We start from the raw sequence: 25696 nt of genomic DNA, 5'->3' as shown, positions 1-25696 counted from the left end.
CGGGAAGGGGCGGAGGGGGCGGAGGGGGCGGAGAAAAGTCTGGCCGGACGGCCGAAGGCCCCCCGGACCGAACGGTCCGGGGGGCCTTCGCTTGGGCAGGGGCGAGCGGCTACGCCTCGGGCAGCCGGTTCAGCTGCTCCTGGATGCGGGCGATGTCCTCGTCCGCCTTGGCGAGCCGTCCGCGGATCTTCTCCACGACGTTGTCCGGGGCCTTCGCGAGGAACGCCTCGTTGCCGAGCTTGCCGTTCGCCTGGGCCTTCTCCTTCTCGGCGGCGGCGAGGTCCTTGGCCAGACGCTTGCGCTCCGCGGCGATGTCGATCGTGCCCGACAGGTCGAGCGCGACGGTGGCACCGGCCACCGGCAGCGTCGCCGTGGCCGAGAAGCTGTCGCCCTCCGGCTGGAGGCGCAGGAGCTGGCGGATGGCCGCCTCGTGCGGGGCCAGCGCGGTCCCGTCGAGGGTCAGCCGGGCCGGGACCCGCTGGCCGGGCTGGAGGCCCTGGTCGGCACGGAAGCGGCGGACCTCCGTGATGACCTGCTGGAGCTTCTCGATCTCCTGCTCGGCGGCGGTGTCGCGGAAGCCGCCCGCCGCCTCGGCACCCGGAACGGACACGGCCTTCGGCCAGTCCGCGATGACGACCGACTCGCCGCCCGTGAGGGTGGTCCAGAGGGTCTCCGTCACGAACGGGACGATCGGGTGCAGGAGGCGCAGCGTCACGTCCAGGACCTCGCCGAGGACCCGGCCGGAGACCTTCGCGGGCTCGCCGCCCGCCATGAACGTCGTCTTGGACAGCTCGACGTACCAGTCGAAGACCTCGTCCCAGGCGAAGTGGAACAGGGCGTCCGACAGCTTGGCGAACTGGAAGTCGTCGTACAGGGCGTCGACTTCGGCGACCGTGGCGTTCAGCCGGGACAGGATCCAGCGGTCGGTGGCCGACAGCTCCTCGGCGGGCGGGAGTTCACCCTCGACCGTCGCGCCGTTCATCAGCGCGAAGCGGGTGGCGTTCCAGATCTTGTTGGCGAAGTTGCGCGAGCCCTGGACCCAATCCTCGCCGATCGGCACGTCGACGCCGGGGTTGGCGCCGCGCGCGAGCGTGAACCGCAGTGCGTCACTGCCGTACTTGTCCATCCAGTCCAGCGGATTGACCGCGTTCCCGAAGGACTTGGACATCTTCTTGCCGAACTGGTCGCGGACCATGCCGTGCAGGGCGATGGTGTGGAACGGCGGGGTGCCGTCCATCGCGTACAGGCCGAACATCATCATCCGGGCGACCCAGAAGAAGAGGATGTCGTAGCCGGTGACCAGGACGGAGTTCGGGTAGAACTTCGCGAGGCTCTCGGTCTGTTCGGGCCAGCCGAGCGTGGAGAACGGCCACAGGCCGGAGGAGAACCAGGTGTCGAGGACGTCGGTGTCCTGGTGCCAGCCCTCGCCCGTCGGGGCCTCGTCGTCGGGGCCGACGCAGACGATCTCGCCGTTCGGCCCGTACCAGACCGGAATCCGGTGGCCCCACCACAACTGCCGTGAGATGCACCAGTCGTGGAGGTTGTCGACCCAGTCGAAGTACCGCTTCTCCATCTCCTGCGGGTGGATCTTGACGCGGCCGTCGCGGACGGCGTCGCCCGCGGCCTTCGCCAGCGGACCGACCTTGACCCACCACTGCATGGAGAGCCGCGGCTCGATGGTGGTCTTGCAGCGCGAACAGTGGCCCACGGAGTGGCTGTACGGCCGCTTCTCGGTGACGATCCGGCCTTCGGCGCGCAGGGCGGCGACGATGGCTGAACGGGCCTCCAGGCGGTCCAGGCCCTGGAAGGGGCCCGGGATCGTGATGACGGCGTGCTCGTCCATGACGGCGATGTTGGGCAGGTTGTGGCGCTGCCCGATCTCGAAGTCGTTCGGGTCGTGGGCGGGCGTCACCTTGACGGCGCCGGTGCCGAACTCGGGGTCGACGTGCTCGTCCGCGACGACCGGGATCGAACGCTCGGTCAGCGGCAGCCGGATGAGCTTGCCGACGAGGTGCTTGTACCGCTCGTCGCTCGGGTGAACGGCGACGGCGGTGTCACCGAGCATGGTCTCGGCACGGGTGGTGGCGACGACGATGGAGTCGTCCCCCTCCCCGTACTTCATGGAGACCAGCTCGCCGTCGTCGTCCTGGTACTCGACCTCGATGTCCGAGATGGCGGTGAGACAGCGCGGGCACCAGTTGATGATGCGCTCGGCGCGGTAGATCAGCTCGTCGTCGTAGAGCTTCTTGAAGATGGTCTGGACGGACTGGGACAGGCCCTCGTCCATGGTGAAGCGCTCACGCGACCAGGCGACACCGTCACCGAGGCGGCGCATCTGCCCGGAGATCTGCCCGCCGGACTCGGCCTTCCACTGCCAGACGCGCTCGACGAAGGCCTCACGGCCCAGGTCGTGCCGCGACTTGCCCTCCTTGCCCAGCTCCCGCTCGACGACGTTCTGCGTGGCGATGCCGGCGTGGTCCATGCCGGGCTGCCACAGCGTCTCGAAACCCTGCATGCGCTTACGGCGGGTGAGGGCGTCGATGAGGGTGTGCTCGAAGGCGTGCCCGAGGTGCAGGCTGCCCGTGACGTTCGGCGGCGGGATGACGACCGTGAACGGAGGCTTGTCGCTCTTCGCGTCCGCCTCGAAGTAGCCGCGCTCCACCCAGCGCTCGTACAGCGGCCCCTCTACATCGGCCGGCGCGTACTGGGTCGGCAGTTCGGCGTTGGGCTCTGGTGGCTGCTGCTGAGCGTTTTCGGTCACGGGGTCAGTTTAGAGGCGTCACGCCCCTGTCCCGAAACGGGATTACTTCGTAACGGTGCGGCCCCCGGGAGCTTGGGGGCGTGACCTGTACGCCAGGATGTTCGGAACACATAAGTATCTGGAGGGGAACCCAGGAATGAGCTACAACCAGCCGGGCCCGTACGGCGGGCAGCCCGAGCAGCCCGGACCGTACGGTCAGCCGGGCCAGCCTGGCCCTTACGGCCAGCAGCCGCAGGCCCCTCAGCCCGGCTACGGCTATCCGCCCCAGGCTCCCCCCGCGCAGCCCGGCTACGGCTATCCCCAGCAGGCTCCCGGCGCCCAGCCGCCGACCCCTCCGTACGGCCAGCCGCCCGCCTACGGACAGCAGCCTCCCTACGGCACGGTCCCGATGCCGCCCGAGCCGTCCGGCGGCAAGAAGAAGACGGGCCTGATAATCGGCGGCGTCGCCGTGGTGGCGGCCATCGCGGTGGGGGCGTACCTCCTGTTCGCCGGAAGCAACAGCGGAAGCTCCGTGGCCGACGACGGCCCGCACAAGCTCACGACGCCGGCGTCGGTCCTCGGCGGCGAGTACAAGAAGTCCACCGACGCCGCCGACGCCGACGGCGGCATGACCAAGGACGACCTGAAGGACGCCGAGGGCTGGGGTGTGAAGAACCCCAAGGACGTCAGCGCGGCGTACCAGTCGGGCGACAAGAGCAATCCGCTCGCGATGAAGCAGATCACGTTCGGCGGCGTCTGGGGAACCATCGACGACCCGGAGACGACGGTCGACAACATGTTCGCCGGCATGAAGAAGGAGCAGCAGAAGGAAGGCACCAAGGACGGCGAGTTCGTCGGCAGCCCGAAGGCGTACACGCCGAGCGCGCTCGACGGTGCTGTCCTCAAGTGCCAGGAAATCAAGATCAAGAACGACTCGTCGAGCACGGGTGCCGCCGGCCCGAAGGAGTTCACGATGCCGGTCTGCATCTGGGGCGACCACAGCACGCTCGGCCTTGTGATGCCGATCGATTTCGCGAGCATGATGGCCGGCAAGGGCAGCACCCCTGAGGCCGCGGCCGAGACCGCCGCGAAGCTCCGCAACGACGTCCGCCAGAAGGTCTGACGGCGACCGCACCCGCGGGCGGGCGCGACGCGAAGGGGCCCGGCCATCAGGCCGGGCCCCTTCGCGAGCACGGCTCGTTCGCTTCGCCCGGGTGAGGCGGACCCGCCGGACGAGACAGAAAAAAGGGGCGCCCGGCGATTGCTCGCCAGGCGCCCCTTCGTCGTAAGTGCGTTGCCTAGGCCGTCTTCTGCTCCCCCGGTCCCCGGCCTCGCGCGTCGCGCGGGATCAGGGTCGGGTTGACGTTGCGCAGGACCACGTCGGCGGTGATGACCACGCGGGCCACGTCCTTTCGGGACGGGACCTCGTACATCACGGCCTGGAGGACTTCCTCCATGATGGCGCGCAGGCCTCGGGCGCCGGTCTGGCGGAGGATGGCCTGGTCGGCGATGGCCTCCAGGGCCTCACGCTCGAAGTCCAGCTCCACGCCGTCGAGTTCGAAGAGGCGCTGGTACTGCTTCACCAAGGCGTTGCGCGGCTCGACCAGGATCTGGAGGAGTGCCTCGCGGTCCAGGTTGTGGACCGAGGTGATGACCGGGAGACGGCCGATGAACTCGGGGATCATGCCGAACTTGACCAGGTCCTCCGGCATGACGGCCTCGAACTGGTCCTTCGACTCCAGCTCGCGCTTCGAGCGGATCGTCGCGCCGAAGCCGATGCCCTTCGCGCCGGCCCTGGACTCGATGAGCTTCTCCAGGCCCGCGAAGGCACCGCCCACGATGAACAGGACGTTCGTCGTGTCGATCTGGATGAACTCCTGGTGCGGGTGCTTGCGTCCGCCCTGCGGCGGCACCGAGGCCGTCGTGCCCTCGAGGATCTTGAGCAGGGCCTGCTGGACGCCCTCGCCGGACACATCGCGGGTGATCGACGGGTTTTCGCTCTTACGAGCCACCTTGTCGATCTCGTCGATGTAGATGATCCCGGTCTCGGCCTTCTTGACGTCGTAGTCGGCGGCCTGGATCAGCTTCAGCAGGATGTTCTCGACGTCCTCGCCGACGTATCCCGCCTCCGTCAGCGCCGTCGCGTCGGCGATGGCGAACGGAACGTTCAGCATGCGCGCGAGGGTCTGGGCGAGGAGCGTCTTGCCGGAGCCCGTGGGGCCCAGCAGGAGGATGTTGGACTTCGCCAACTCGATGGCGTCCTCGCGGTTCTGGCCCGCGCTGTTCTCACCGGCCTGGACGCGCTTGTAGTGGTTGTACACCGCGACGGAGAGGGCCTTCTTGGCCGACTCCTGACCGACCACATAGCCCTCGAGGAACTCGTAGATCTCGCGGGGCTTGGGGAGTTCCTCCCAGCGCACCTCGCTCGTCTCCGCGAGTTCTTCCTCGATGATCTCGTTGCAGAGATCGATGCACTCGTCGCAGATGTACACACCGGGGCCTGCGATGAGCTTCTTGACCTGCTTCTGGCTCTTGCCACAGAACGAGCACTTGAGCAGATCGCCGCCGTCACCGATGCGTGCCACGGTGTGCTTCCCCTTCGCCTGGGAGACGCCTAGGTCCAGCGGCTCCTGGTGCTGCCTTATGTCCGACGGTACCTTGCCGAGCCCCTCGTTCGGGCCCCCCTTGGCGCGGTTCACTTTGTCGTGAACCGTGCCAAGGAGCGGCAGACGATACAGCGATACGTCACACGACCGCGGAGTTGTTCATTTTCCGGGTGGAAATGATCTGGTCGATCAGGCCGTACGCCAGGGCGTCCTCGGCCGTGAGGATCTTGTCGCGCTCGATGTCCTCGCGGATCTTCTCGATCGGCGTGGTCGAGTGCTTGGCCAGCATGTCTTCCAGCTGCGCGCGCATCCGGAGGATTTCGTTCGCCGCGATCTCGAGGTCCGAGACCTGCCCGCGGCCGGTCTCGCTGTACGGCTGGTGGATCAGCACACGGGCGTTCGGAAGTGCCATGCGCTTGCCCGGGGTTCCGGCGGCCAGCAGGATCGCGGCGGCCGAGGCGGCCTGCCCCATGCAGACCGTCTGAACATCCGGCTTCACGAACTGCATCGTGTCGTAAATGGCCGTGAGGGCCGTGAACGAGCCACCGGGGCTGTTGATGTAGACCGAGATGTCACGGTCGGGGTCCATCGACTCCAGGCACAGCAGCTGCGCCATGACGTCGTTGGCGGAGGCGTCGTCGATCTGCACGCCGAGGAAGATCACGCGCTCCTCGAACAGCTTCGCGTACGGGTCGTACTCACGCACGCCCTGCGAGGTGCGCTCGACGAAGCGCGGGATGACGTAGCGGGACTCCGCGCGAGGACCGGTGTACTCGGCCTGCGTGCGGGCGAAGAGGCCGCTGCCGGGGAAGTCGTTCACTGTGTCTCCTGAAAAACCTGAAAGGGCTGAGCGGTCGGCTGAGAGCACGCTGGGGGCCCGGCGCCACCCGGGGGCGGGAAGGGGCCCTGCGCCGCTCTCGGGGGCGCTGGAGGGGCTTACGCCGCCCCGGTGCCGCCGCCGCCCGGCATTCCGGCAGCGGTGGGCATGATGTCGTCGATGAGGCCGTACTGCTTGGCCTCGATCGGGTCGAACCAGCGGTCGCGGTCCGAGTCACGAGTGATCTGCTCGACGGTCTGACCGGTGTGGAAGGAGGTCAGCTCCGCCATCCGCTTCTTGGTGTGCAGCAGCCGCTCGGCGTGGATCTTGATGTCCGACGCGGAGCCCGCGAGACCCGCGGAGGGCTGGTGGATCAGGATCTCGGCGTTCGGCAGGGCGAAGCGCTTGCCGGGGGTACCTGCGCTGAGCAGGAACTGGCCCATCGAGGCCGCCATGCCCATGGCGATCGTCACCACGTCGTTCTTGATGTACTGCATGGTGTCGTAGATCGCCATGCCGGCCGTGATCGATCCGCCGGGGCTGTTGATGTAAAGGTAAATGTCCTTGTCCGGGTCGGAGGCAAGGAGCAGCAGCTGCGCCGTGATCTTGTTGGCGATGTCATCGTCGACCGCCTGGCCGAGGAAGATGATCCGCTCGCCGAGCAGTCGGTTGTAGACCTGGTCGCCGAGGCCACCACCGATAGGGTCGCCGGCAGCTGTGGGCATCAGATTCGTCACGTATCCACCTGCTCGTCTTGCGACGGCGCCGGGCCGTCTCACGTCTTCTGCAGGGCCTGGGACCCCGGGTTCCGCGCCGCCTCTCGACGGCGTCCGGAGACTCCCCTGCCCTCGTATTCATGGACCCTAACGCGCGGGTCCCTCCGGGGAATCCCGCAGAGGGAACTGTTCGCTGTGAGCGCATGCGCTGCGCTGGCTCGACCGGGGTTCCGGGCGCCCTCTTTCACGGGTGCGGGTCGGCAGCGCGCACCCTCGAAAAGCCGCACCCGTCGGGGCACCAGGGGCCAGGAGCGCGGCTGCGGCGCAGTGGGGGTCGCTCGCGCAGTTCCCCGCGCCCCTGAACAGCTGACGGGCCCCCGGGAACAAGTTCCCGGGGGCCCGTCAGGCGTACAAGTGAGGCGATCAGGCCTCGGGCTTGTCCTCGGCCTCGGCCTCGGTGGCGCCCTCGGTGGTCTCGGAGTCGTCGGCGGCCGCGGCCGTCTCGTCCTCCTCGTCGTCGAGGTCGACGACCTCGCCGTTGGTGTCCTTGACCGTGGCGGCCTCGACGACGACCGCGAGGGCCTTGCCGCGGGCTACCTCGCCGACGAGCATCGGGACCTGGCCGCCCTCGACGACAGCCTGGGCGAACTGGTCGGGGGACATGCCGGAGGAGGCGGCGCGTCGCATGAGGTGCTCGGTGAGCTCCTCCTGGTTGACGTTCAGCTTCTCCTTGTTGACGAGCTCGTCAAGGACGAACTGCGTCTTGATGCCCTTGACCGCGGCTTCCTTGGTCTCGGCGTCGAACTCTTCCTCGGTCTTGCCCTGGATCTCCAGGTACTTCGCGAGGTCGAGGCCCATCTGGCCGAGCTGGTGGTGCTCGAGGTTGTGCTTGCGGGTGTTGATCTCGTCCTCGAGCAGCTTCTCGGGGACGGGCACCTCGACCAGCTCGAGCAGCTTCTCCAGGACGCGCTCCTGGGCCTGCGTGGCCTGGTCGTACTGCTTCATGTTCTCGAGGCGCTTGCGGCTGTCCGCCTTGAGCTCGTCGAGGGTGTCGAACTCGGAGGCGAGCTGCGCGAACTCGTCGTCCAGCTCGGGCAGTTCACGGGCGGCGACCTGGGTGACCTTGACGGTGACCTCGGCCGCCTTGCCGGCGGCGGAGCCGCCCTTGAGCTCGGAGGTGAAGGTGGTCTCGCCACCGGCCTCCAGGCCCTTCACGGCCTCGTCGATGCCGTCGAGGAGCTCGCCGGAACCGATGGTGTACGAGACACCGTCGGCGACACCGTCCTCCAGGACCTCTCCGTCGACCTTGGCCGCGAGGTCGAGGGTGACGACGTCGTCGTCCTGGGCGGCGCGCTCGACCGGGGAGGTCGAGGCGAAGCGCTCGCGCAGGTCGGCGACGGCCTTCTCGACGTCCTCGTCGCTCACCTCGATGGCGTCGACCTCGACCTCGATACCGGAGTAGTCCGGGATCTCGATGGTCGGGCGGACGTCGACCTCGGCGGTGAAGTTCAGCGTCTCGCCGTCCTTCAGCTCGGTGATGTCGACCTCAGGCTGTCCGAGGACATTCAGCTCAGCCTCGTTGACCGCTTCGGTGTAGAACTTCGGGAGCGCGTCATTGACGGCCTCTTCGAGCACGGCGCCTCGACCGAACCGCTGGTCGATGATGCGCGCCGGGATCTTGCCCTTCCGGAACCCCTTCACCGTGACCTGCTGGTTGATCTTCTTGTACGCCGCGTCGAGGCTGTCCTTGAGCTCCTCGAAGGGCACCTCGACAGTGAGCCGAACCCGAGTCGGGTTCAGGGTCTCCACGGCGCTCTTCACGGTTCGGTCTCCTTGTGGCTGACTTCTTGGGGGGTTCTGCTGCGTGCTGCTGCCGGTCGGGCAGAGCCTTGGGCGGATTCACGGCCCTTGAGAGACGTAACACTGCAGACATACGGGCACGCAGCTTGCATAGTAACCGCAGGCGGTACACGCCCCAAAAGGTGATCTTGTCCGGGCGGATCCCTGGCGGGTCGTGCCGGTGGTCGGGGTGGCGGGATTTGAACCCACGGCCTTCCGCTCCCAAAGCGGACGCGCTACCAAGCTGCGCCACACCCCGTCGGTGCGACACGTAGGGTACATGCCCGCAGGCAGCGTGGCTGCCGCATTTCGCGAGCGTCGACGCGTGCGGGAACGGGGTGTGCGATGTGGGCTGTCGACCCGCTACGATGCATCTGTGCCGCGGTCGCTGACCTGCGGCGCACCCTGTGCGGGCGTAGCTCAATGGTAGAGCACTAGTCTTCCAAACTAGCTACGCGGGTTCGATTCCCGTCGCCCGCTCCATATGACGTAGGGCCAGGCCAGAGGTTGGATTCTCTGCCTGGCCCTGAGTCGTTTCCGGGGCTCCGATCAGCCCTCCGTGCCCGCTCCGTGCCCGCTCCGTGCCCGCTCCGTGCCCGCTCCGTGCCCGCTCCGTGCCCGCTCCGTGCCCGTTGGGCTTCTGAACTCCTTTTCTTGATCCCCTGCACGCCCGGTGGCGTACCTGCGCCGATGGAAATGCGTCGCGGTTCCGACAGGCGGCGCAACCAGTGAGCTCGCTGAGGAGTCGTACGCGGCATGATCAATTTGCGCGCACGGCACACTCTCGGCGCCCCCACGCTCCTCGTGGCCCTGGCGTCACTGCTGCTCTCCTGTTCCGGCAGTCCGGGCACGAATTCGAGCGACGTGGAGTCGCCGGTCGGCGATGTCCGCACTACGGCATCGGCATCGGCGACCGGACAGCCGCCCGCCCCGAGTACGGCAGAACCGACACCGGGAGTCACCGCGGAACCGACACCGGGAGTCGAGAAGGTCCGCGACGTGTTCGCCCGGCTTCAGGCCACCTACAACGACGGGTGCACGACTCCGGGGAACTGCGAGTACTTCCTGGGGCGGGTGCTCGATGAGCTCAGCAGCCTCGACGAGTCGATGAAAGCCGACCCGCAAGGCCCTGGACACTTCAAGGAACCCCTCGCGTGGATCGCGGAACTGCGGGCCGAACTGGGCGGCGACAGATCCTTCGGGAACCTCAAGAAGCACCAGGCCCTGCTCACCGGAACGAGGGACAGGATCAATACCTGGATGCAGGGCCACCCGGAGGACTACCGCTGAGACCTGCGCCGAACAAGCGTGGGCCTCACGCCTGTTCGGCGCCGCAAACGGGCCTCGTCCGGGTTCGTGCGGAGGGGTTGGCCGGCGTCGGTCGTCAGTCGCGCCAGGACCCCAGATGTTCATGCAGGTGGGCGGCGAGTTCGGGCGGCTGGAGTCCGAGGGCCGCCAGGGCCGACGCCTCCGGTGCGACCCGGACGGCCGAGAAGTCGCCCGTGTCGGGGTCGTCGGGTTCGGGGCCGCTCCGGCGGTTCGGGTCCATGTCCAGAACGTCGGCGCGGAAGTAGTGCCGTACGACGGTCGTCCGCTCGCCCGGTTCGGTCAGGGTCAGGAACTCGACGGCCGGGCCGATGGTGGCGCCGATCTCTTCCATGACCTCGCGGCGCAGGGCCGCCTCCAGGCCGGCGTCGTACGGCTCGACACCGCCGCCGACGGTGGTGCAGTAAGGGGTACCGCCGGGCCACTCGCGACGCAGGAACACCAGATGACCGTCGTCGCGCAGGACCGCGCGGACGTTGTGGCGGACCCTCGTCATGACGACCGCTCCTTCGAGCGCGGAGTTTCGGGCGCAGTGGAGTGCGCGACCGGCGCGCGGAGCCGGTGACGCGTGCCCGGCGCAGACTGCGCCGCGCATCCCGCACGCGTCCGCGGCCCGGTGATGGGCCTCTTGCGCCGCGTCCCGTTCAGAAGCTGATCGAGTTGATGGTCTGCGCTATCGAATCGAGAAACCGGTTGATGGACGGAGCCATACCGGTCGACGCGAGAAAGAAGCCGAAGAGCACCGCGACGATGGCAGGTCCCGCCTTGATAGATCCTCCTCGGATCAGCACCACGAGGATGATCGCCAACAGCAGCACCACTGACAGCGAAATGGCCACAACTGATCACACCCTACGGTCGGTCCGCTCTCCCGGCCCGGAGGTGCAGCCCCGCACACCCCCGCCAGAACCATCGTGCCACCAACCGGCCACTCGTATGCGACAGGTGACGCATCGTCGGCCGGCGGCGGACCCGGGCGTGAGCCGGCGCCCCACCGGAGCAGTGGCGCACCGCCCTCCCCCGGCACCGCGGAAACACGTCAACCGCACTGCCCCGCACCGCAATTCGAGAAGGCGCCCGGGGAGCGAATTCACGACGACCGTTGCCATGTCCACACATCCTGTTCGCGGGTAATTCAAATCGCCGCCGCAGGCACAACGCGAGCACGGAGCACGGGCGACCGAAGTCCATCGAACCGGACATATCCTAGGAGTCGCCTTCGGGCACTATGCACCGCTTAGTCACGACGAAGCGGGACAGAACGCTCGCTGCCGGTAAGCGAATCCATTACGGAACCATCTGCGGATCGACAGGCACACATCTCCGAATCCGGGGTAGGCGCAGACGATAAGCAGGAATGAGTTCGAGCGTTTTACGAGAACGTGCTGACAACGCTAAGGTGCCTCAGATGTTCCACGCCGCCACGCCCCCCATACGCGCAGCGAGGTCCAGAATCGTCTCCCGGAGTTCTTGGCGGGAGGGCCTGTGACCAACTCGCCCCGACCCCACGGCCACCACGGATCGCCGCTCCCGCCGGCCGAGCGGCCCGCGGACGGATTGCCGGGCCCTCGCTCCCCCCGGACGCCTGCGGCGGCCGTCGCCGCCGCACCGGGCGGCAAGTCCGCCAAACAGCGCGACGCCTTCTTCGACAACGCCAAGTACCTGGCGATCGTGCTCGTGGCCATGGGTCATGTGTGGGATCCGCTGAAGAGCCAGAGCCGCTTCCTGGAAGCGCTGTACATGGTCGTGTACGCCTTCCACATGCCGGCCTTCGTCATCATCTCCGGCTACTTCTCGCGCAGCTTCGACATGCGTCCCGACCGTCTGAAGCGGCTGGTCACCGGCGTCGTCGTACCGTATGTCCTCTTCGAGACGGCGTACTCCCTCTTCAGCCGCTGGGTCGGCGGCTCGGACCTGTCGGTCAGCCTGCTCGACCCCTGGTACCTCACCTGGTTCCTGGCCGCGCTCTTCGTCTGGCGGCTCACGACCCCCCTGTGGAAGCTGGTCCGCTGGCCGCTTCCGCTCACCCTGTGCCTCGGCCTGATCGCGTCCGTCTCACCGGAGATCGGTGACGATCTGGACCTCCAACGGGTGCTGCAGTACCTGCCGTTCTTCGTCCTCGGCCTGTCCATGAAGCCCGAGCACTTCCAGCTGGCGCGCCGCCGTGAGGTGCGCGTCCTGGCGGTGCCGATCCTGGCCGCGGCGCTCGTCGTGGGCTACTGGGCGGCGCCCCGGATGAACATCGCCTGGTTCTACCACCGCGACAGCGCACAGGAGATGGGTGCCCCCTGGTGGGCGGGTGTCGTCATGACGCTCGCGCTCTACGGCTGCTCGCTGGTGCTCACCGCGTGCTTCTTCGCCTGGGTGCCGCGGCGCACGTTCTGGTTCACGGCGCTCGGCGCGGGCACGCTGTACGGCTATCTGCTGCACGGCTTGGTCATCAAGGCGTTCGCGTACGGGGGCTGGTTCGACGAAGGGTGGGTGCGCAATCCGCTCGGCGAGACCGTCCTGACGGTCGCCGCGGCCGCGCTCATCACCGTCCTGTGCACGCGGCCCGTCCAGCGGATCTTCCGCTTCGCGATGGAGCCGAAGATGGCGTGGGCGTTCAAGGAGGACCCGGCGGAAGCCGCCCGGGAGCGGGCGAAGGGCAACGTGCGACCCGCCGCCCGGCCGGCCGAGGCGCAGCCGGCCAACGCATAACCGGCCGGTTCATGACCGGCCGATCGGCACACGAAGAGGGCGGGCCCGCAGATTCCGGGTCCGCCCTCTTCGGCGCAGGCTCACGCGGAGGACAGTGGACGGCGGTGCACACCGGCGGAAGACGGTGGAAGGCACCGCGTTCAGCTCGGCGGCAGCCCGAGCAGGGTCCGCATCGTCGTGTACTTCTTCGTCAGGCGGGCCCGGGTGTGCTCGTCGAGGACCGCGAGGCGGCCCGGGTCGGCGTTGTGCGCCAGGTCGGACGCCTTGACCAGCAGGGCGCCCCGTGTGGTGCGGATGCGTCGTGCGTACGACTCCGGGGACTCGCCGTCCTGTTTGGTGAGCGCCAGCACGATGTCCTTCGTACCAGGGGTCAGCGCGGCTTCGTTCAGCCAGTCCTCGGAGAGGGCGTCGTCCTCGACGGCGTCGTGCAGCCAGGCTGCCGCTATCTGGTCGTCGTCGCCACCGCGCTCGCGGACGCCGTCCGCCACGGCTTGGAGGTGCTCGGCGTACGGCCGGCCGGCCTTGTCGGTCTGGGCGGCGTGCGCCGCGCGGGCGAGCGCTTCGACTTCGGCCAGGGTCAGGGGAGGTTGCGTCACGCGATCAGTGTCTCCTCGGTACGGGCCGCTGCCGCCGCGTTGCCGAAATCCGTGGGGCGCGGTCAGCGTACCGGGGTCAGGCCCTCGCGACAGATCAGGAGGAGGGCCCGGTCGTCGTTGACGTCCCTGGCCACCGCCTCGATGAGGTGCCAGGCGGCACCGTGGAACCCGCCGGCGACAAAGCGGTCGGCCGCGCCGGTGAGCCGGTCTATGCCCTCGACGATGTCCCGGTCCGCGGTTTCGACCAGACCGTCGGTGAACAGCATCAGCACGTCCCCGGGCCGCAGTGAGCCTTTCACCGGGTCGAACTGGGCGCCGTCGTACACCCCCAGCAGGGGGCCCTCCGCCACCTTCTCCTCCCAGCGTCCGCTGCCCGCGCTGAGCTGAAGGCCCGGCGGGTGTCCGGCCGAGAAGAGTTCGTAGTCGCCCGAGTCGAGATCGAGCACCAGGTGGATCGAGGTGGCGAAGCCCTCGTCCCAGTCCTGGCGCAGCAGATAGCCGTTCGCGGCGGGCAGGAAGGCGTGCGGCGGCAGTGAGCCGAGGAGACCGCCGAAGGCTCCGGACAGCAGCAGGGCGCGTGAACCCGCGTCCATGCCCTTGCCGGACACGTCCGTGAGGACGACTTCGAGGGTCCGGCCGCCGTTCGTCCGCGCGGCCACGACGAAGTCCCCGGAGAAGGACTGTCCGCCCGCCGGGCGCAGCGCCATCTCGCGGTGCCAGCCCAGCGGCAGCTTCGGCAGCTTGCTCTGCACCCGGATGCGTTCGCGCAGGTCGAAGAGCATGGTGCCGCCGCGTCGCCAGGGCACACCCACCCGGCTGCGGAACTGTGCGATCAGCAGTCCGAAGAAGCCGCAGGCCGCGACCACCAGAACCACGCCCGGGGTGACCCTGGACGGGCCCTCCGTGTACGGGCCGAGCTTCACGGACTCCACTATCAGCGCGGTGGCGGCGGCCGCGTACAGCCCGAGCAGGCTGGCGGGCCGGAGCAGCAGTCCGCCGGCCACGATCGGCAGGACCAGGGCGGAGGGCGAGCACCACACCGAGTTCACCAGGGTCGTGGAGGCGATCACCGGGATCGTGATCAGCAGACCGGCCAGCGCGATCCAGTCCGAACCGTCCCCGCGGAAGTAGTCGACAGCGGATCTGCGCAGCCCTGTGCGGGCCCGGTGCCATTGCTTCCTCAGCCGGGCCGTGAACGTATCGGCTTCCGCGCGCCGCTGTCGTCCTGCTGCCATTAGTTCGGGACCCTATCCATCGGACCAGGTGCTTGGCACGGGAGGTCCCACTTGTCCCCCCTCCGAGCGCTCAACTTCACAGAGAACTGCACAGGCACGTTCCGGTTGGAGGCCGTGGCGGTCGGGCGAAATTCCCTCGCTCGTACCGCATTGCCCTGGTAGGCATGGGCTATGACGACTGACGTTCGGGTGCTGCGGCAGGCCGACTGGGACAAGTGGTACGACAACCTGATCCGCGCGTTCGGAGGTGTGGCGGAGTCGTCCGAGGAGCGCGAACTGTGGAACGCGCTCACAGAGTACGACCGTTCGCTGGGGGTGTGGGACGGCGAGCAGTGCGTGGGTACGGCGGGGGCCTTCTCCTTCCGCGTCACGGTCCCCGGCGGCGCCTCGGTACCGGCGGCCGGGATCACGGCGGTGAGCGTCGCGGCCACCCACCGGCGGCGCGGGGTGCTCACCACGATGATGCGCCGCCAGCTGGACGACATCCGTACCTGGAGCGAGCCGCTCGCCGTCCTGACCGCGTCGGAGCCGGCGATCTACGGGCGGTTCGGCTATGGCATCGGGACCTTGCAGATCCGCGCGGAGATCGAGACCAGTCGCGTACGTCTGTCCGTACCGCCCGGGACCGACGACGTACGGCTGCGCTACGCGGTGCCCAGGGAGGTGCTGGACGCGTGCGAGGCGGTGTACGCGCGGCTCGTACCGGAGCGTCCCGGGATGCTGGCCCGGCAGCCCGGCTGGCAGCGGCTCGGGGTGCTCGACACCGAGGACCAGCGCAGCGGCGCCTCACCGTTGCAGTGTGTGGTGGCCGAGCGGGACGGCGAGGTCGTGGGCTACACGCGTTTCCGGGTCAAGCCCGAGTGGGGCCCGTCCGGGCACGACGGGGCGGTCATGATGGTGGATCTGGAGGGAGTGGACCCGGCGGTGCGGGCCGCGCTGTGGCGGTTCCTCTTCGACATCGACCTGACGACCACGCTGCACACCCGGGGCCGCCCCGTGGACGAGGCCTGGCAGCACATGGTCTCCGACATCCGCCGCTGCCGGCTGCAGATGAAGGACGCGCTGCATGTACGGCTCGTCGACGTCGGGGCCGCGCTGGAGGCGCGGACCTATCAGGCCCCGCTGGACATGGTGTTCGAGGTCGAGGACTCCTTCTGCCCCTGGAACGAGGGGCGTTGGCGGCTCACCGGCGACGCGAAGGGGGCGTCGTGCGTCCGGACCGAGGACGCCCCCGATCTCGCCCTGTCCGTACGGGAGTTGGGCATGGTCTATCTCGGCGGGGTGTCGCTGGCCTCGCTCGCGGCGGGCGGCCTGGTGCGTGAACTGCGGCAGGGAGCGCTGGCGGAGGCGTCGATGGCGTTCACCTCGGTGGTCGCGCCCTGGCTGCCGCACGGGTTCTAGTACCCGGTGACCGCGCCCGGCCGCCGGACGGGGGCCGGCGTGCATGCCGCGCAGGACCCGGTGACCGCACATCGGCTGCCGGACCGGGTCCGGCGGGCAGGCCACGGCGCCAGGTCCCGACTCGGCCCGGATTCAGGCCTTTTGGCAGGTCGGGCACCAGAAGAGGTTACGGGCGGCGAGATCGGCGGTGCTGATCTCGCCGCCACAGATGTGGCAGGGCCGGTTGGCCCTGCGGTACACGTAGACCTCGCCGCCGTGGTCGTCCACGCGCGGCGGACGGCCCATCGCCTCGGGGGTGTGCTCCGGGCGGACCGTGTCGATGCGGTTGTTGCGGACACCCTCGCGCATGAGATCCACGAGGTCGGCCCAGATCGTGTCCCACTCCGTCGCGCCGAGGTCCTTCCCCGCGCGGTACGGATCGATGCCGTGCCGGAAGAGGACCTCCGCGCGGTAGACGTTTCCCACGCCCGCGATGACCTTCTGGTCCATGAGCAGGGCGGCGATCGTCGTACGGCTGCGGGAGATCCGGCGGTAGGCCGCCGCCGGGTCGGCGTCCGGACGCAGCGGGTCCGGTCCGAGGCGGTCGTGTATCGCGCGCTTCTCGTCGTCCGCGATCAGGGCGCAGGTGGTGGGGCCGCGCAGGTCGACGTACGCGGTGTCGTTCGTGAGCCGGAGACGGACGGTGTCCGTGGGCGGCGGGGCGGGCATGCCGCCGAAGCCGACCTTGCCGAAGAGGCCCAGGTGGATGTGGATCCACTGCGCCGGACGGAAGCCGAGGAAGAGGTGCTTGCCGTGGGCCTGCGCCGCGGTCAGGACCGATCCGTCGAGGAGGGCCGCGGCGTCACTGAACTTGCCCTGGGGGCTGGCCACATGGACGCCGCGGCCACCGAACGCGGCGAGGTAGTCCTCCGCGAGCCGGTGAATGGTGTGCCCCTCGGGCACCGGTCCTCCTGCTGTCTCTCGTCCGAGGCCCGACGGCCCGTCGGCACGTCCGCCCGGCGGTGCTACGCCTGCGGGTGGTGGGCCGGGATCGGCGGGAGTTCCCGGGTCGTCTCGTAGTCCGCGAGCATCTCGATGCGGCGGACGTGGCGCTCCTCGCCGGTGAAGGGGGTGTCGAGGAAGGTCTCGACGAACTTCGTCGCCTCTTCCTGGGTGTGCATACGGGCGCCGACGGACATGACGTTCGCGTTGTTGTGCTCGCGCCCCAGCGCCGCCGTCTCCTCGCTCCAGGCGAGTACGGCCCGTACGCCGGCGACCTTGTTCGCGGCGATCTGCTCGCCGTTGCCGGAGCCGCCGATCACGACGCCGAGGGCGCCCGGGTCGGCCACGGTGCGCTCCGCGGCGCGGAGGCAGAACGGCGGATAGTCGTCCAGGGCGTCGTAGATGTGGGGCCCGCAGTCGACGGGCTCGTGGCCGGCGGCCTTGAGCCACTCGACGAGGTGGTTCTTCAGTTCGAGACCGGCATGATCGGAGCCGAGATACACGCGCATGTTCCGAGTGTGACACGGCCGTTTCGGATCGGCCTCGCCGGGGGCCGCACTGGAAAAGCGCGAGCAATCCTACAGAACCTCAAGGAAACCTCAAGTAACGATCTGGATTCAAAGGTTCACGAATCTCTTTGCCTCCGTTTCACTGGACCAACTCGTACGCCGGTCCACACGATGGATCAGTGCGTGCCCCGTACACCGCTCGTACGGGTTGGGCGCTCTGTACGGGAATCTGCTCATCCGGCGCAAAGGAATCCCCCTCATGACCTCGCAGCCGACCCCCACGAAGGCCGCACAGGCCCCCGGAGGCCCCGGAGAACCCGGTGGCGGCCTCCAGGCCGGACTCAAGAACCGTCATCTGTCGATGATCGCCATCGGCGGTGTCATCGGTGCCGGGCTCTTCGTGGGCTCCAGCTCCGGCATCGCCACCGCGGGCCCCGGCATCCTGCTCTCGTACGCCCTCGTCGGCACGCTCGTGGTGCTGGTGATGCGGATGCTCGGTGAGATGTCCGCCGCCAACCCGACCTCCGGCTCGTTCTCCGCGCACGCCGACCGCGCGCTCGGCCGCTGGGCCGGCTTCTCCATCGGCTGGCTGTACTGGTTCTTCTGGGTCGTGGTGCTGGCCGTGGAGGCCACCGCCGGTGCCAAGATCCTCGAAGGATGGATGCCCGCCGTACCGCAGTGGGGCTGGGCGCTCATCGTGATGGTGGTGCTGACGGCCACCAACCTGGTCTCGGTCGGCTCGTACGGCGAGTTCGAGTTCTGGTTCGCCGGGATCAAGGTCGTGGCGATCGGCGCGTTCATCGTGGTCGGCGCTCTCGCGATCTTCGGGGTACTGCCGGGTGTGGACGCCCCCAAGGCCGGCCTGGGCAATCTGACCGAGCACGGCGGTTTCCTGCCGCACGGGCCCGGCGCGATCCTCACCGGTGTGCTGCTGGTCGTCTTCTCCTTCATGGGCAGCGAGATCGCGACCCTCGCCGCCGGCGAGTCCGAGGACCCGCAGCGGGCCGTCACCAAGTCGACGAACAGCATCATCTGGCGTATCGCCGTCTTCTACCTGGGCTCGATCCTCGTGGTCATCGCCCTGCTGCCGTGGAACGACCCGTCGATCAAGGACAAGGGCTCCTACGTCGCGGCTCTGGACTCCCTCGGCATCGCGCACGCCGGTCAGATCATGAACGTCATCGTGCTGACCTCCGTGCTGTCCTGCCTCAACTCCGGCCTCTACACCGCCTCCCGGATGGCCTTCTCGCTCGGTCAGCGCGGGGACGCGCCGAGGGCGTTCGCCCGGACCACGCGACGCGGTGTGCCGATGACCGCCATCGTCGTCTCGGTCGTGTTCGGCTTCGTGGCCGTCTTCTTCAACTACAAGTTCCCGGACTCGGTCTTCCTCTTCCTGGTCAACTCCTCCGGTGCGGTCGCCCTGTTCGTGTGGCTCGTCATCTGCTTCTCGCAGCTGCGGATGCGGAAGATCATCCAGCGCGAGGCGCCGGAGAAGCTCGTCGTGCGGATGTGGCTCTACCCGTACCTGACCTGGGCGACCGCCGCGATGATCGTCTTCGTGCTCGGCTACATGCTGACCGACACCGAACACGACGGCCGGGAGACCGTGCTGCTGTCGCTGCTCGTCGCGGCGATCGTGCTGGTCATCGCCTTCGTCCGGCAGAAGGCCGGCGCGGGTGCCCGGCCGGCCGCGCAACCGTTCACGAGCGGCTCCCGCGATGAGACCCAGGCCGAGGTGCGCGCCTGACCCGCCGCCGAAGCCTGAGCGAGGAGGGGCCCGCGGCACATCGCCGCGGGCCCCTCCCGCGTTCCCTTGCTTCCGCCTACCGCCGGGCGGGCCGCGGTTTCTTCCGCTCTTCCGCCGGGCGGGCCGCGGTGGCGTCGGTCTCCTGCCGCGTCCGCCTCCTGCCGCGTCCGCCTCCTGCCGCGTCCTCCGTCCGGGCCGCGGCGACGGCCGCCGGCTCACAGCACGGTGAAACTGTTCTTGACCTGGTTGTAGACCGTGAGGGCCTGGTCCTCGATGTCCTGGTGGTACCAGGTGTTGATCTGGTACGACTTCCCGTCGGCGTCGAAGCCGAGCAGCCGCGCGTGCCAGCTCACCCCCTTGAGCGTGAAGGTGTACTCCCAGACGACCGCGGTCCGGCCCCGGAACGTCGTCTCCTCCAGCCGGATCTTCCGGTAGTCCTGCCCCTGGCGGGCGTTCCGCTCGGAGGTCGTCCAGGTGTCCATCAGATGCCCCTTGGCGAGGGAGGACTTGGCCGCCAGTTCCTGGGCGCCGTCGGGCGAGGTGTAGTGCACCTCGGAGCCGGTCTGCAGATCGCGCCGCCAGCCCTTGGGCGTCACCCACGCGTATCCGCCGGCCTCCCGGTGCGCTCCCGGGGGCAGGCCGGGCGGGCGTGAGGTGCCCTCGACGGTGGGTGCCCGGGACGAGGGGCCGCCGGTGGTGGAGGCCGTCGACGTGGACGAGCCCGTGGCGGCACCGGTGCTGCCGCCGGGCGGTCCGCCGGTCATGGCTACGACGGCCCAGGCGACGGCTCCCGCCGCGACGACCCCGGCGGCGGCGAATCCGGTACGCCGCCGACCGCGACTCTGGCTCCGGCCCTCGGCGGAGCCGGACGATACGGCTGGGTCCGGGAGTTCACCCAGTGGCGGCACTACGGGCACGGGTGCCGTGGGCAGTTGGGAGGGAGCACCCGTGCCGGGCTCCGCGCGCGGTTCGGACGGGGTCGGCGAACTGGGCTCCGCGCGGGGTTCGGAGGGGACTTCGGTGGAGGCGTTGGCCGTCGCCTGCGCGTCGGGGCCCCCGGTGACGGCTTCGGGTCCGGAGACCGCGGAGGGTTCCGGGGAACGCGCCTGAGGATCCTTCCGGAAGCCGGGCGGGCTCTTCAGGGTCGGAGTCGGCCGGATCGGGACGGCGTCGTGCACGGAGTGGTACTCCGGCTCGTTCCCGGGTTCGGCTTCGGCTTCAGGTTCGGCTGCGAGTACGGGTCCAGGTTCGGCTTCGGCTTCGAGTACAGGTTCGGTTTCGGGTTCAGGTTCGGCTGCGAGTACGGGTTCGGGTTCCGTGATCCGCGTGGGCCCCGGCTCCCGCGGATCGCTCGTGTCGGTGCGATGTCCGCCCGGAGGTGGAGTGGCTTCGGGAAGGTCCACCGGGGGTTGCCGCGCCGCCCTCACGAACTGGACGTCCAGCAGGGCGCGCGTGGCCGACTCGGCCAGGTCATGCCCCTCGGTCGGCCCGGTCCGCTCACGGCCCGGCGTCGGATTCCGCTCACGGCCCGGGGTCGGATCGGGTTCCGGGGCCGGATCGGGCGCTGGCTCGGATGCCGGCTCGGGGGCCGGTTCGGAGGTCGGTTCGGGGGCCGGTTCGGGTTGCGAATCACGGTTCGCGTCCAGGGTGCGGGCCGACAAGTGATCCGACTCGGGGAGGGGTTGGTGCGCGGGGCGGTTCCCGGGAGCGGGTTCGCGCGCGGTCCCGTACTCGAACGGGGAGGCGACGTCGTACTCGGGCTCCCCTGTCGGCGGTCCCGCGGGACTCCGGGTCCTCGTCCCCGTCCTCGGCGGGCGGACGAGTTCCTCAAGACCTGCCTCAAGTTCCTCCAGACCGGGCCGTACGGTCGGGTCCTTCTCCAGCAGGGCTGCCAGGATCTCCTGCAACTCGCCTGCCCCAGAGGGGAGTTCTGGTTCCTCGTACAGAACCGCGTGCAGGGTCGCGAGGGTGGTGGAGCGGGAGAACGGGGAGCGGCCGCCGAGGGCCGCGCAGAGCGTGGCGCCCAGGGACCACACGTCGGAGGGCGGGCCCTGCGGGCGGCCGGAGATCCGCTCGGGCGCCATGTAGTCGGGGGAACCGACCAGCATGCCGACCATGGTGAGCGCCTCTGCGTCCTGAAGCGCGGCGATGCCGAAGTCGGTGAGGACGACGCGATGCCGTCCGGCGCGCTCGACCAGTACGTTGCCCGGCTTGATGTCGCGGTGCAGCACTCCCTGGGCGTGCACCTGGCGCAGTGCCCGGACCAGTTCGAACCCGACGCGGGCGGCCTCGCGCGTGTCGAGCGGTCCGTCCTCGACCACGATGCGTTCGAGGGAGCGGCCGGCCACGAGCTCCATGACGATCCACAGCCGTTCGCCCGCGTCCACGACGTCGTAGATGCGGACGACGCCCGGATGGTCGATCCGGGCCGTCGCTCTCGCCTCGCGCAGGGTGCGTTCCCGGCGCGTGCGGGTGTCCTCGGGATCGAGTCCGTCTATGCGCATTTCCTTGACCGCGACCTGCCGGTCGAGCATTTCGTCGGCGGCTCGCCACACCCGCCCCATTCCCCCCTGACCAATACTCTCGACCAGCCGGTAACGTCCGGTCACCAATAATCCCGGAACACCACCCTGTACGTTCGCCGACAATCTCTGCACCCCCTCAACATCAGCCACAATCGCCCGCCACAGCAGAAACACAATGGTCACACTTCAGGCCGTACCAGCATAGTGCGGAGAAATCTTGTGGTACCTCTTCAAGTACTGCGAATTCAGGCGTAGCCAAGGGGGGCGAACATGAGTTCTCGTCGGACGACGACCATTACGGGATCGCTGCTCACGGCCTGCTTCTCGACCGTGATGATCCTTTCCTACACCGCCGTCGCGGACGACCAGGGACCGGGGAGCGGCAAGGGCGGAAAGGCCATGGACAAGCCGCCGGCGGGCGTGAAGGTGACCACGCTGCTGCCGGAGAAGATCTCGGTCGACAACAGTACTCAGAAGACGGCTATTACCGCCACGGTAAAGAACGAAGGGACCAAGGAAAGCGGCGATATCAGGCTGTTGGTGGTCGGCTTCGACGGCCTGAAGGTCAAAAACGTCAAAGGCTGCACCGCCATGGCCGAAAAGGATCTCCCCAAGGGGTCCAACAGCGGTTTCATCTGTTCCACCGGAAATCTCGCGGTGGGGAAGTCGAAATCGTACGCCGTCGACGCGACGTTCGATCTGAGCAGGACCGGAAAGATCTGCCTCCCGGTCCAGACGAGCGACGGGAAGAAGACGTACTGGCAGCAGGGCCCGGTTCCGTTCGGTACGACGAACCCGTCGCCGAACGCCCCGGCGACCCCGCTGCTGCTGGGCACCGACAACAAGCCGGTGGCACCGGGCGGCGACCGGCTGCCGGAGACCGGCGCCGGGACCGAGGGTCTGCCGCTCGGCATGGCGGGCGCGGCACTGATGTCGGCCGGAGCCGCGGGGCTGTGGTGGGTCAGCCGCAGGCCCCGGCAGGAACAGTGACCGCCGGGCGCGGCACCGGGTGAAAACGCGCGGAGGCTCGCCGGGTCGAGTTCGGAACACGACCCGGCGAGCCTCTTGCACGGAACGACGACGTCACGGACGCGAGCGCCATATGGCCGGTGACCTCGTCACGTCACCGACATGGGTGTCACACGACGGTTGACGCCATCACGTCACCGACGCAGGTGTCGACTGAGGGCTGACGCCATCACGTCACCGACGCGGGTGTCACTTCTTGTCGATGAGCTTCCATGCCGTGGGCAGGACGCCCATCGCCAGGGCGGCCTTGAGGACATCCCCGATCAGGAACGGGGTGAGGCCCGCCGCGACGGCCGCGCTCGCCGACATGCCGGTGGCCAGAGCCAGGTAGGGAACGCCGATCGCGTAGATGATCGCCTCACCGAGGAGCATCGTGCCCGCCATGCGCAGCACGGAGCGGTCGGCGCCGCGGCGGGCCAGGGCGCCCACGACGGTGGACGCGAGCAGCATGCCGAGGATGTAGCCGAAGGACGGTGCCGCGGCGCCGGAGCCGCCGTCCGCGAACCACGGGACACCGACCATGCCGACCAGCGCGTACACCGCGAGCGACAGGAAGCCGCGGCGCGCGCCGAGCGCCGTGCCGACGAGCAGCGCGGCGAAGGTCTGGCCGGTCACCGGCACCGGGGAACCCGGGACGGGCAGCGAGATCTGGGCGGCGAGGCCGGTGAGTGCGGCACCGCCGAGCACGAGGGCGACGTCACGGACGCGGGAGGCCGGAAGAAGGTCGGCGAGGACCTCGCCGGGTCGGGAGGGCGTGGCGACAGCGGTGCTCATGAGGACTCCGGCGAACGGGGGTACCCCCTTGGCTCACGGGGAGCTCGGGGGAGGACAGGTCGGGACACGGTGACGCTATCCCAGGGGCATACGGGTGATCACCGTCAGTGCTCGACAAAGCGCGGATCCGGAGATTGGTGGGCTCCTTACAAAGAGTGCCCGGTACACCTGTGCCGAGGTGATGCTGGTCACTGAGGTGACGTCGTTTCCGTTACGGAACGGTTCGGGGCCGGGACTGTGGAGACTCACCAAAGAGACTTGCGCGGCGTCGGCCTCCGCCCGACCCTCACCGGGCTTACGCGGCGCCGGCCCGCCGGGCCCTCCCGCCGCCGGACCGCAGCCCGTCACCCCTGCGAGCACTCCGCCTCCATCTCCGCCCCTAACCCCGTCTCCAACTCCGTCTCCAACCCCGTCTCCAACCCCGAGTCCATCTCCGCCTCCATCTACACCTCCGCGTCCGCGTCCGCCTCCGGGCCGAGGTGCGCCCCTCGCGTCCGGCGGGCGTTGCGCCTGCGGACCCGCGATGCGCGTCGCGCGCTCCTCGGGGACGCCGACCCGGCCGATCCGACGGGATCCGGTGCGGGCCGGAGCGGGAACGTGCCCCGACTGTCCGGTCCTTGGGCGTACCTGGCAGGTCCCCCGGCCGACCCCTACCCTTCACCCCATGGTTCCCCAGGCCCTGAACTTCGCGTCGCGTCGCTATGTCGACCTGCGACGCCAGGGCACTGCCACCTGTCGCCGCCCGTCCTGAGGCGAGGCGGAGCGGATCCGGCTCGCCGCGACGAGACCACAGCGGACCACACCAGTCGCACGTCGCATTCGTTGTGACGTGGCGTACGTGACGGCGCAGTGCCGGACCAGCTCCCGAGGATGAACTCCATGGCCAGTACCGTGGCACCCCCTTCGACGTCCCCGCCCTCCCCCGTACTCGACCGGCGCCGGGCCAGCGCCAGCGTGATCCTGCGGTCGGTGCTGGAGCACGGGCCGGTCGCCCGCAGCACCATCTCCCGGCTGACCGGGCTCTCCCCGGCGTCGGTGACCGACTACTGCGCCCGGTTCACCGAACGGGGCCTGATCCGGGAGGCCACCGCGCCCCGCCGGTCGGGCGGGGTCGGGCGGCCGCATCTCCCGGTCGACCTGGACCGCTCCCAGTTCGTGGTCGGCGGGGTGCACGTGGCCGTGCCGTACACGACCGTCGCGCTGCTGGATCTGCGCGGGCGGGTCGTCGCCGAGAAGCGTCTCCGGCACGACCGCACCGAGCCGGGACTCGTTCTAGCGAACGCCGCGGACGGGCTCGCCGCCCTCTTCGCCGGCGCCCCCGGCCGTACCGCCCTGGGCATCGGGGTGGCGGCCGGCGGCTGGGTGGACCCGGACTCCGGCACGATCGTGGAGCACACGCTGCTGGGCTGGCGCGATGTCGCCGTCCGGGAGGCCATCGGGGCGCGCACGGGACTGCCGGTCCATGTGGACGGCCACGCACGGGCGTTGGTCAACGGGGAGCGGTTGTTCGGGCGAGCCCGGGGAAGCCGGAGCCTGCTGCATCTCTTTGTCGGCAATGTGGTCGATGCCGCCTTCGCCACCCACGACCAGGTGCACTACGGACCGCGCTCGCAGGCCGGGGCGATCGCCCATCTGCCCCTGACGGGCGGCTCGGAGCGCTGCGACTGCGGACGGACGGGCTGCCTCCAGGCCGAACTGAGCGAAAGGACACTGAGCCGGCGGGCCAGGGAGCTGGGTGTCATCGGCGGCTTGAATCCCCTGCACGTGGTCTCCGCGGCGGCCGACGGCGACCCACGGGCCGTACGGCTGCTGCTGGAGCGGTCCCGGATGGTCGGGCGGGCGGCGCGGCTGCTGCTCGACGTGCTCAACCCGGAGACGGTCGTCGTCACCGAGATCGGTGCCGTGCACCGGGAGGACTGCCTCGGTGCGCTGCGCGAGGCGGTGGGACCGGAGCGGGCCTCCGCGGTCGTCCCGACCAGTTTCCCGGATTCGGTGCTGGCCGTGGCGGGTGGGTCGGTCGCGCTCGACGTCCTGTACCGCGATCCGCTGGGTTCCTCGGGCTCGCGCCCGGGCTCTTCGGGCTCCCCACCGGGAGCGAATTAATTCAGAAACTCGGAATGTTGACAGGGCTCGTTCCCGGACAGGAGCATCGTGT

Annotated in this window: 20 protein-coding genes and 2 tRNA genes; 8 read left to right on the top strand and 14 right to left on the bottom strand. The window is 69.2% G+C overall.

Going from position 1 to position 25696, the window contains the following annotated elements:
* Nucleotides 1-109 precede the first annotated feature (109 nt).
* Entirely contained in the window at nucleotides 110-2761 is a 2652-nt protein-coding gene (locus tag N4G66_RS37490; RefSeq protein ID WP_261708772.1) for a valine--tRNA ligase, read from the bottom strand.
* Nucleotides 2762-2897: 136 nt separating this feature from the next.
* On the opposite strand from N4G66_RS37490, the gene N4G66_RS37485 reads away from it, so the two are divergent.
* Nucleotides 2898-3863: a hypothetical protein gene (locus N4G66_RS37485; protein ID WP_261708771.1), complete on the top strand. Its 966-nt coding sequence runs from the start codon at nucleotides 2898-2900 to the stop codon at nucleotides 3861-3863.
* Nucleotides 3864-4038: 175 nt separating this feature from the next.
* On the opposite strand, the gene clpX is transcribed toward N4G66_RS37485, so the two are convergent.
* From clpX to N4G66_RS37460, 5 genes are all read right to left on the bottom strand, one after another.
* Nucleotides 4039-5325, bottom strand: coding sequence for an ATP-dependent Clp protease ATP-binding subunit ClpX (clpX, locus tag N4G66_RS37480; protein WP_261708796.1), 1287 nt, complete (start codon nucleotides 5323-5325; stop codon nucleotides 4039-4041).
* Nucleotides 5326-5485: 160 nt separating this feature from the next.
* Nucleotides 5486-6166, bottom strand: coding sequence for an ATP-dependent Clp protease proteolytic subunit (locus tag N4G66_RS37475; RefSeq protein WP_261708770.1), 681 nt, complete (start codon nucleotides 6164-6166; stop codon nucleotides 5486-5488).
* Between the two features lie 116 nt (nucleotides 6167-6282).
* The gene (locus N4G66_RS37470; protein ID WP_261708795.1) at nucleotides 6283-6888 is read right to left on the bottom strand and encodes an ATP-dependent Clp protease proteolytic subunit; all 606 of its coding nucleotides are present in this window, start codon (nucleotides 6886-6888) and stop codon (nucleotides 6283-6285) included.
* A gap of 414 nt (nucleotides 6889-7302) precedes the next feature.
* Nucleotides 7303-8700, bottom strand: a complete 1398-nt coding sequence (gene tig, locus N4G66_RS37465) for a trigger factor (RefSeq protein ID WP_261708769.1) — start codon at nucleotides 8698-8700, stop codon at nucleotides 7303-7305.
* A 200-nt stretch (nucleotides 8701-8900) separates the two neighbouring features.
* A tRNA-Pro gene (locus N4G66_RS37460) sits at nucleotides 8901-8977 on the bottom strand.
* A gap of 150 nt (nucleotides 8978-9127) precedes the next feature.
* Here N4G66_RS37460 and N4G66_RS37455 point away from each other — a divergent pair.
* A tRNA-Gly gene (locus N4G66_RS37455) sits at nucleotides 9128-9201 on the top strand.
* Nucleotides 9202-9474: 273 nt separating this feature from the next.
* Nucleotides 9475-10008: a hypothetical protein gene (locus N4G66_RS37450; RefSeq protein ID WP_261708768.1), complete on the top strand. Its 534-nt coding sequence runs from the start codon at nucleotides 9475-9477 to the stop codon at nucleotides 10006-10008.
* Nucleotides 10009-10102: 94 nt separating this feature from the next.
* Here N4G66_RS37450 and N4G66_RS37445 read toward each other — a convergent pair whose 3' ends face one another.
* The gene (locus N4G66_RS37445) at nucleotides 10103-10540 is read right to left on the bottom strand and encodes an NUDIX domain-containing protein (protein ID WP_261708767.1); all 438 of its coding nucleotides are present in this window, start codon (nucleotides 10538-10540) and stop codon (nucleotides 10103-10105) included.
* 148 nt (nucleotides 10541-10688) lie between these two features.
* Entirely contained in the window at nucleotides 10689-10883 is a 195-nt protein-coding gene (locus N4G66_RS37440; RefSeq protein WP_037618829.1) for a hypothetical protein, read from the bottom strand.
* A gap of 646 nt (nucleotides 10884-11529) precedes the next feature.
* Here N4G66_RS37440 and N4G66_RS37435 point away from each other — a divergent pair.
* Complete coding sequence (locus tag N4G66_RS37435) at nucleotides 11530-12744, top strand: acyltransferase family protein (protein WP_261708766.1); 1215 nt, start codon at nucleotides 11530-11532, stop codon at nucleotides 12742-12744.
* Nucleotides 12745-12884: 140 nt separating this feature from the next.
* Here N4G66_RS37435 and N4G66_RS37430 read toward each other — a convergent pair whose 3' ends face one another.
* Nucleotides 12885-13340, bottom strand: a complete 456-nt coding sequence (locus tag N4G66_RS37430) for an HD domain-containing protein (protein WP_261708765.1) — start codon at nucleotides 13338-13340, stop codon at nucleotides 12885-12887.
* A gap of 62 nt (nucleotides 13341-13402) precedes the next feature.
* On the bottom strand, nucleotides 13403-14575 hold the full coding sequence (locus N4G66_RS37425) for a PP2C family protein-serine/threonine phosphatase (protein WP_261708764.1): 1173 nt from the start codon (nucleotides 14573-14575) through the stop codon (nucleotides 13403-13405).
* A gap of 171 nt (nucleotides 14576-14746) precedes the next feature.
* Here N4G66_RS37425 and N4G66_RS37420 point away from each other — a divergent pair, with 171 nt between their 5' ends.
* A complete protein-coding gene (locus N4G66_RS37420; protein WP_261708763.1) occupies nucleotides 14747-15976 on the top strand; it encodes a GNAT family N-acetyltransferase in 1230 nt (409 codons plus the stop codon).
* Nucleotides 15977-16108: 132 nt separating this feature from the next.
* On the opposite strand, the gene N4G66_RS37415 is transcribed toward N4G66_RS37420, so the two are convergent.
* Nucleotides 16109-16918, bottom strand: a complete 810-nt coding sequence (locus N4G66_RS37415; RefSeq protein ID WP_261708762.1) for an Fpg/Nei family DNA glycosylase — start codon at nucleotides 16916-16918, stop codon at nucleotides 16109-16111.
* A gap of 62 nt (nucleotides 16919-16980) precedes the next feature.
* Nucleotides 16981-17466: a ribose-5-phosphate isomerase gene (locus N4G66_RS37410; RefSeq protein ID WP_261708761.1), complete on the bottom strand. Its 486-nt coding sequence runs from the start codon at nucleotides 17464-17466 to the stop codon at nucleotides 16981-16983.
* Between the two features lie 259 nt (nucleotides 17467-17725).
* Here N4G66_RS37410 and N4G66_RS37405 point away from each other — a divergent pair, with 259 nt between their 5' ends.
* On the top strand, nucleotides 17726-19213 hold the full coding sequence (locus tag N4G66_RS37405; protein WP_261708760.1) for an amino acid permease: 1488 nt from the start codon (nucleotides 17726-17728) through the stop codon (nucleotides 19211-19213).
* A 215-nt stretch (nucleotides 19214-19428) separates the two neighbouring features.
* Here N4G66_RS37405 and N4G66_RS37400 read toward each other — a convergent pair whose 3' ends face one another.
* Entirely contained in the window at nucleotides 19429-21777 is a 2349-nt protein-coding gene (locus N4G66_RS37400) for a serine/threonine-protein kinase (RefSeq protein WP_261708794.1), read from the bottom strand.
* 231 nt (nucleotides 21778-22008) lie between these two features.
* On the opposite strand from N4G66_RS37400, the gene N4G66_RS37395 reads away from it, so the two are divergent.
* Nucleotides 22009-22728 (top strand): LPXTG cell wall anchor domain-containing protein, encoded by a 720-nt coding sequence (locus N4G66_RS37395; RefSeq protein ID WP_261708759.1) that lies wholly within the window; start codon nucleotides 22009-22011, stop codon nucleotides 22726-22728.
* A 228-nt stretch (nucleotides 22729-22956) separates the two neighbouring features.
* On the opposite strand, the gene N4G66_RS37390 is transcribed toward N4G66_RS37395, so the two are convergent.
* A complete protein-coding gene (locus N4G66_RS37390) occupies nucleotides 22957-23541 on the bottom strand; it encodes a biotin transporter BioY (protein WP_261708758.1) in 585 nt (194 codons plus the stop codon).
* Between the two features lie 879 nt (nucleotides 23542-24420).
* On the opposite strand from N4G66_RS37390, the gene N4G66_RS37385 reads away from it, so the two are divergent.
* Nucleotides 24421-25644 (top strand): ROK family transcriptional regulator, encoded by a 1224-nt coding sequence (locus N4G66_RS37385; protein ID WP_261708757.1) that lies wholly within the window; start codon nucleotides 24421-24423, stop codon nucleotides 25642-25644.
* Nucleotides 25645-25696 lie beyond the last annotated feature (52 nt).

The sequence above is a fragment of the Streptomyces rhizosphaerihabitans genome (assembly GCF_025399795.1).
Lineage (GTDB): Bacteria > Actinomycetota > Actinomycetes > Streptomycetales > Streptomycetaceae > Streptomyces > Streptomyces rhizosphaerihabitans.
Note: the sequence above shows the minus strand (reverse complement) of the source record. Positions and strands in the feature narration are given on the sequence as shown.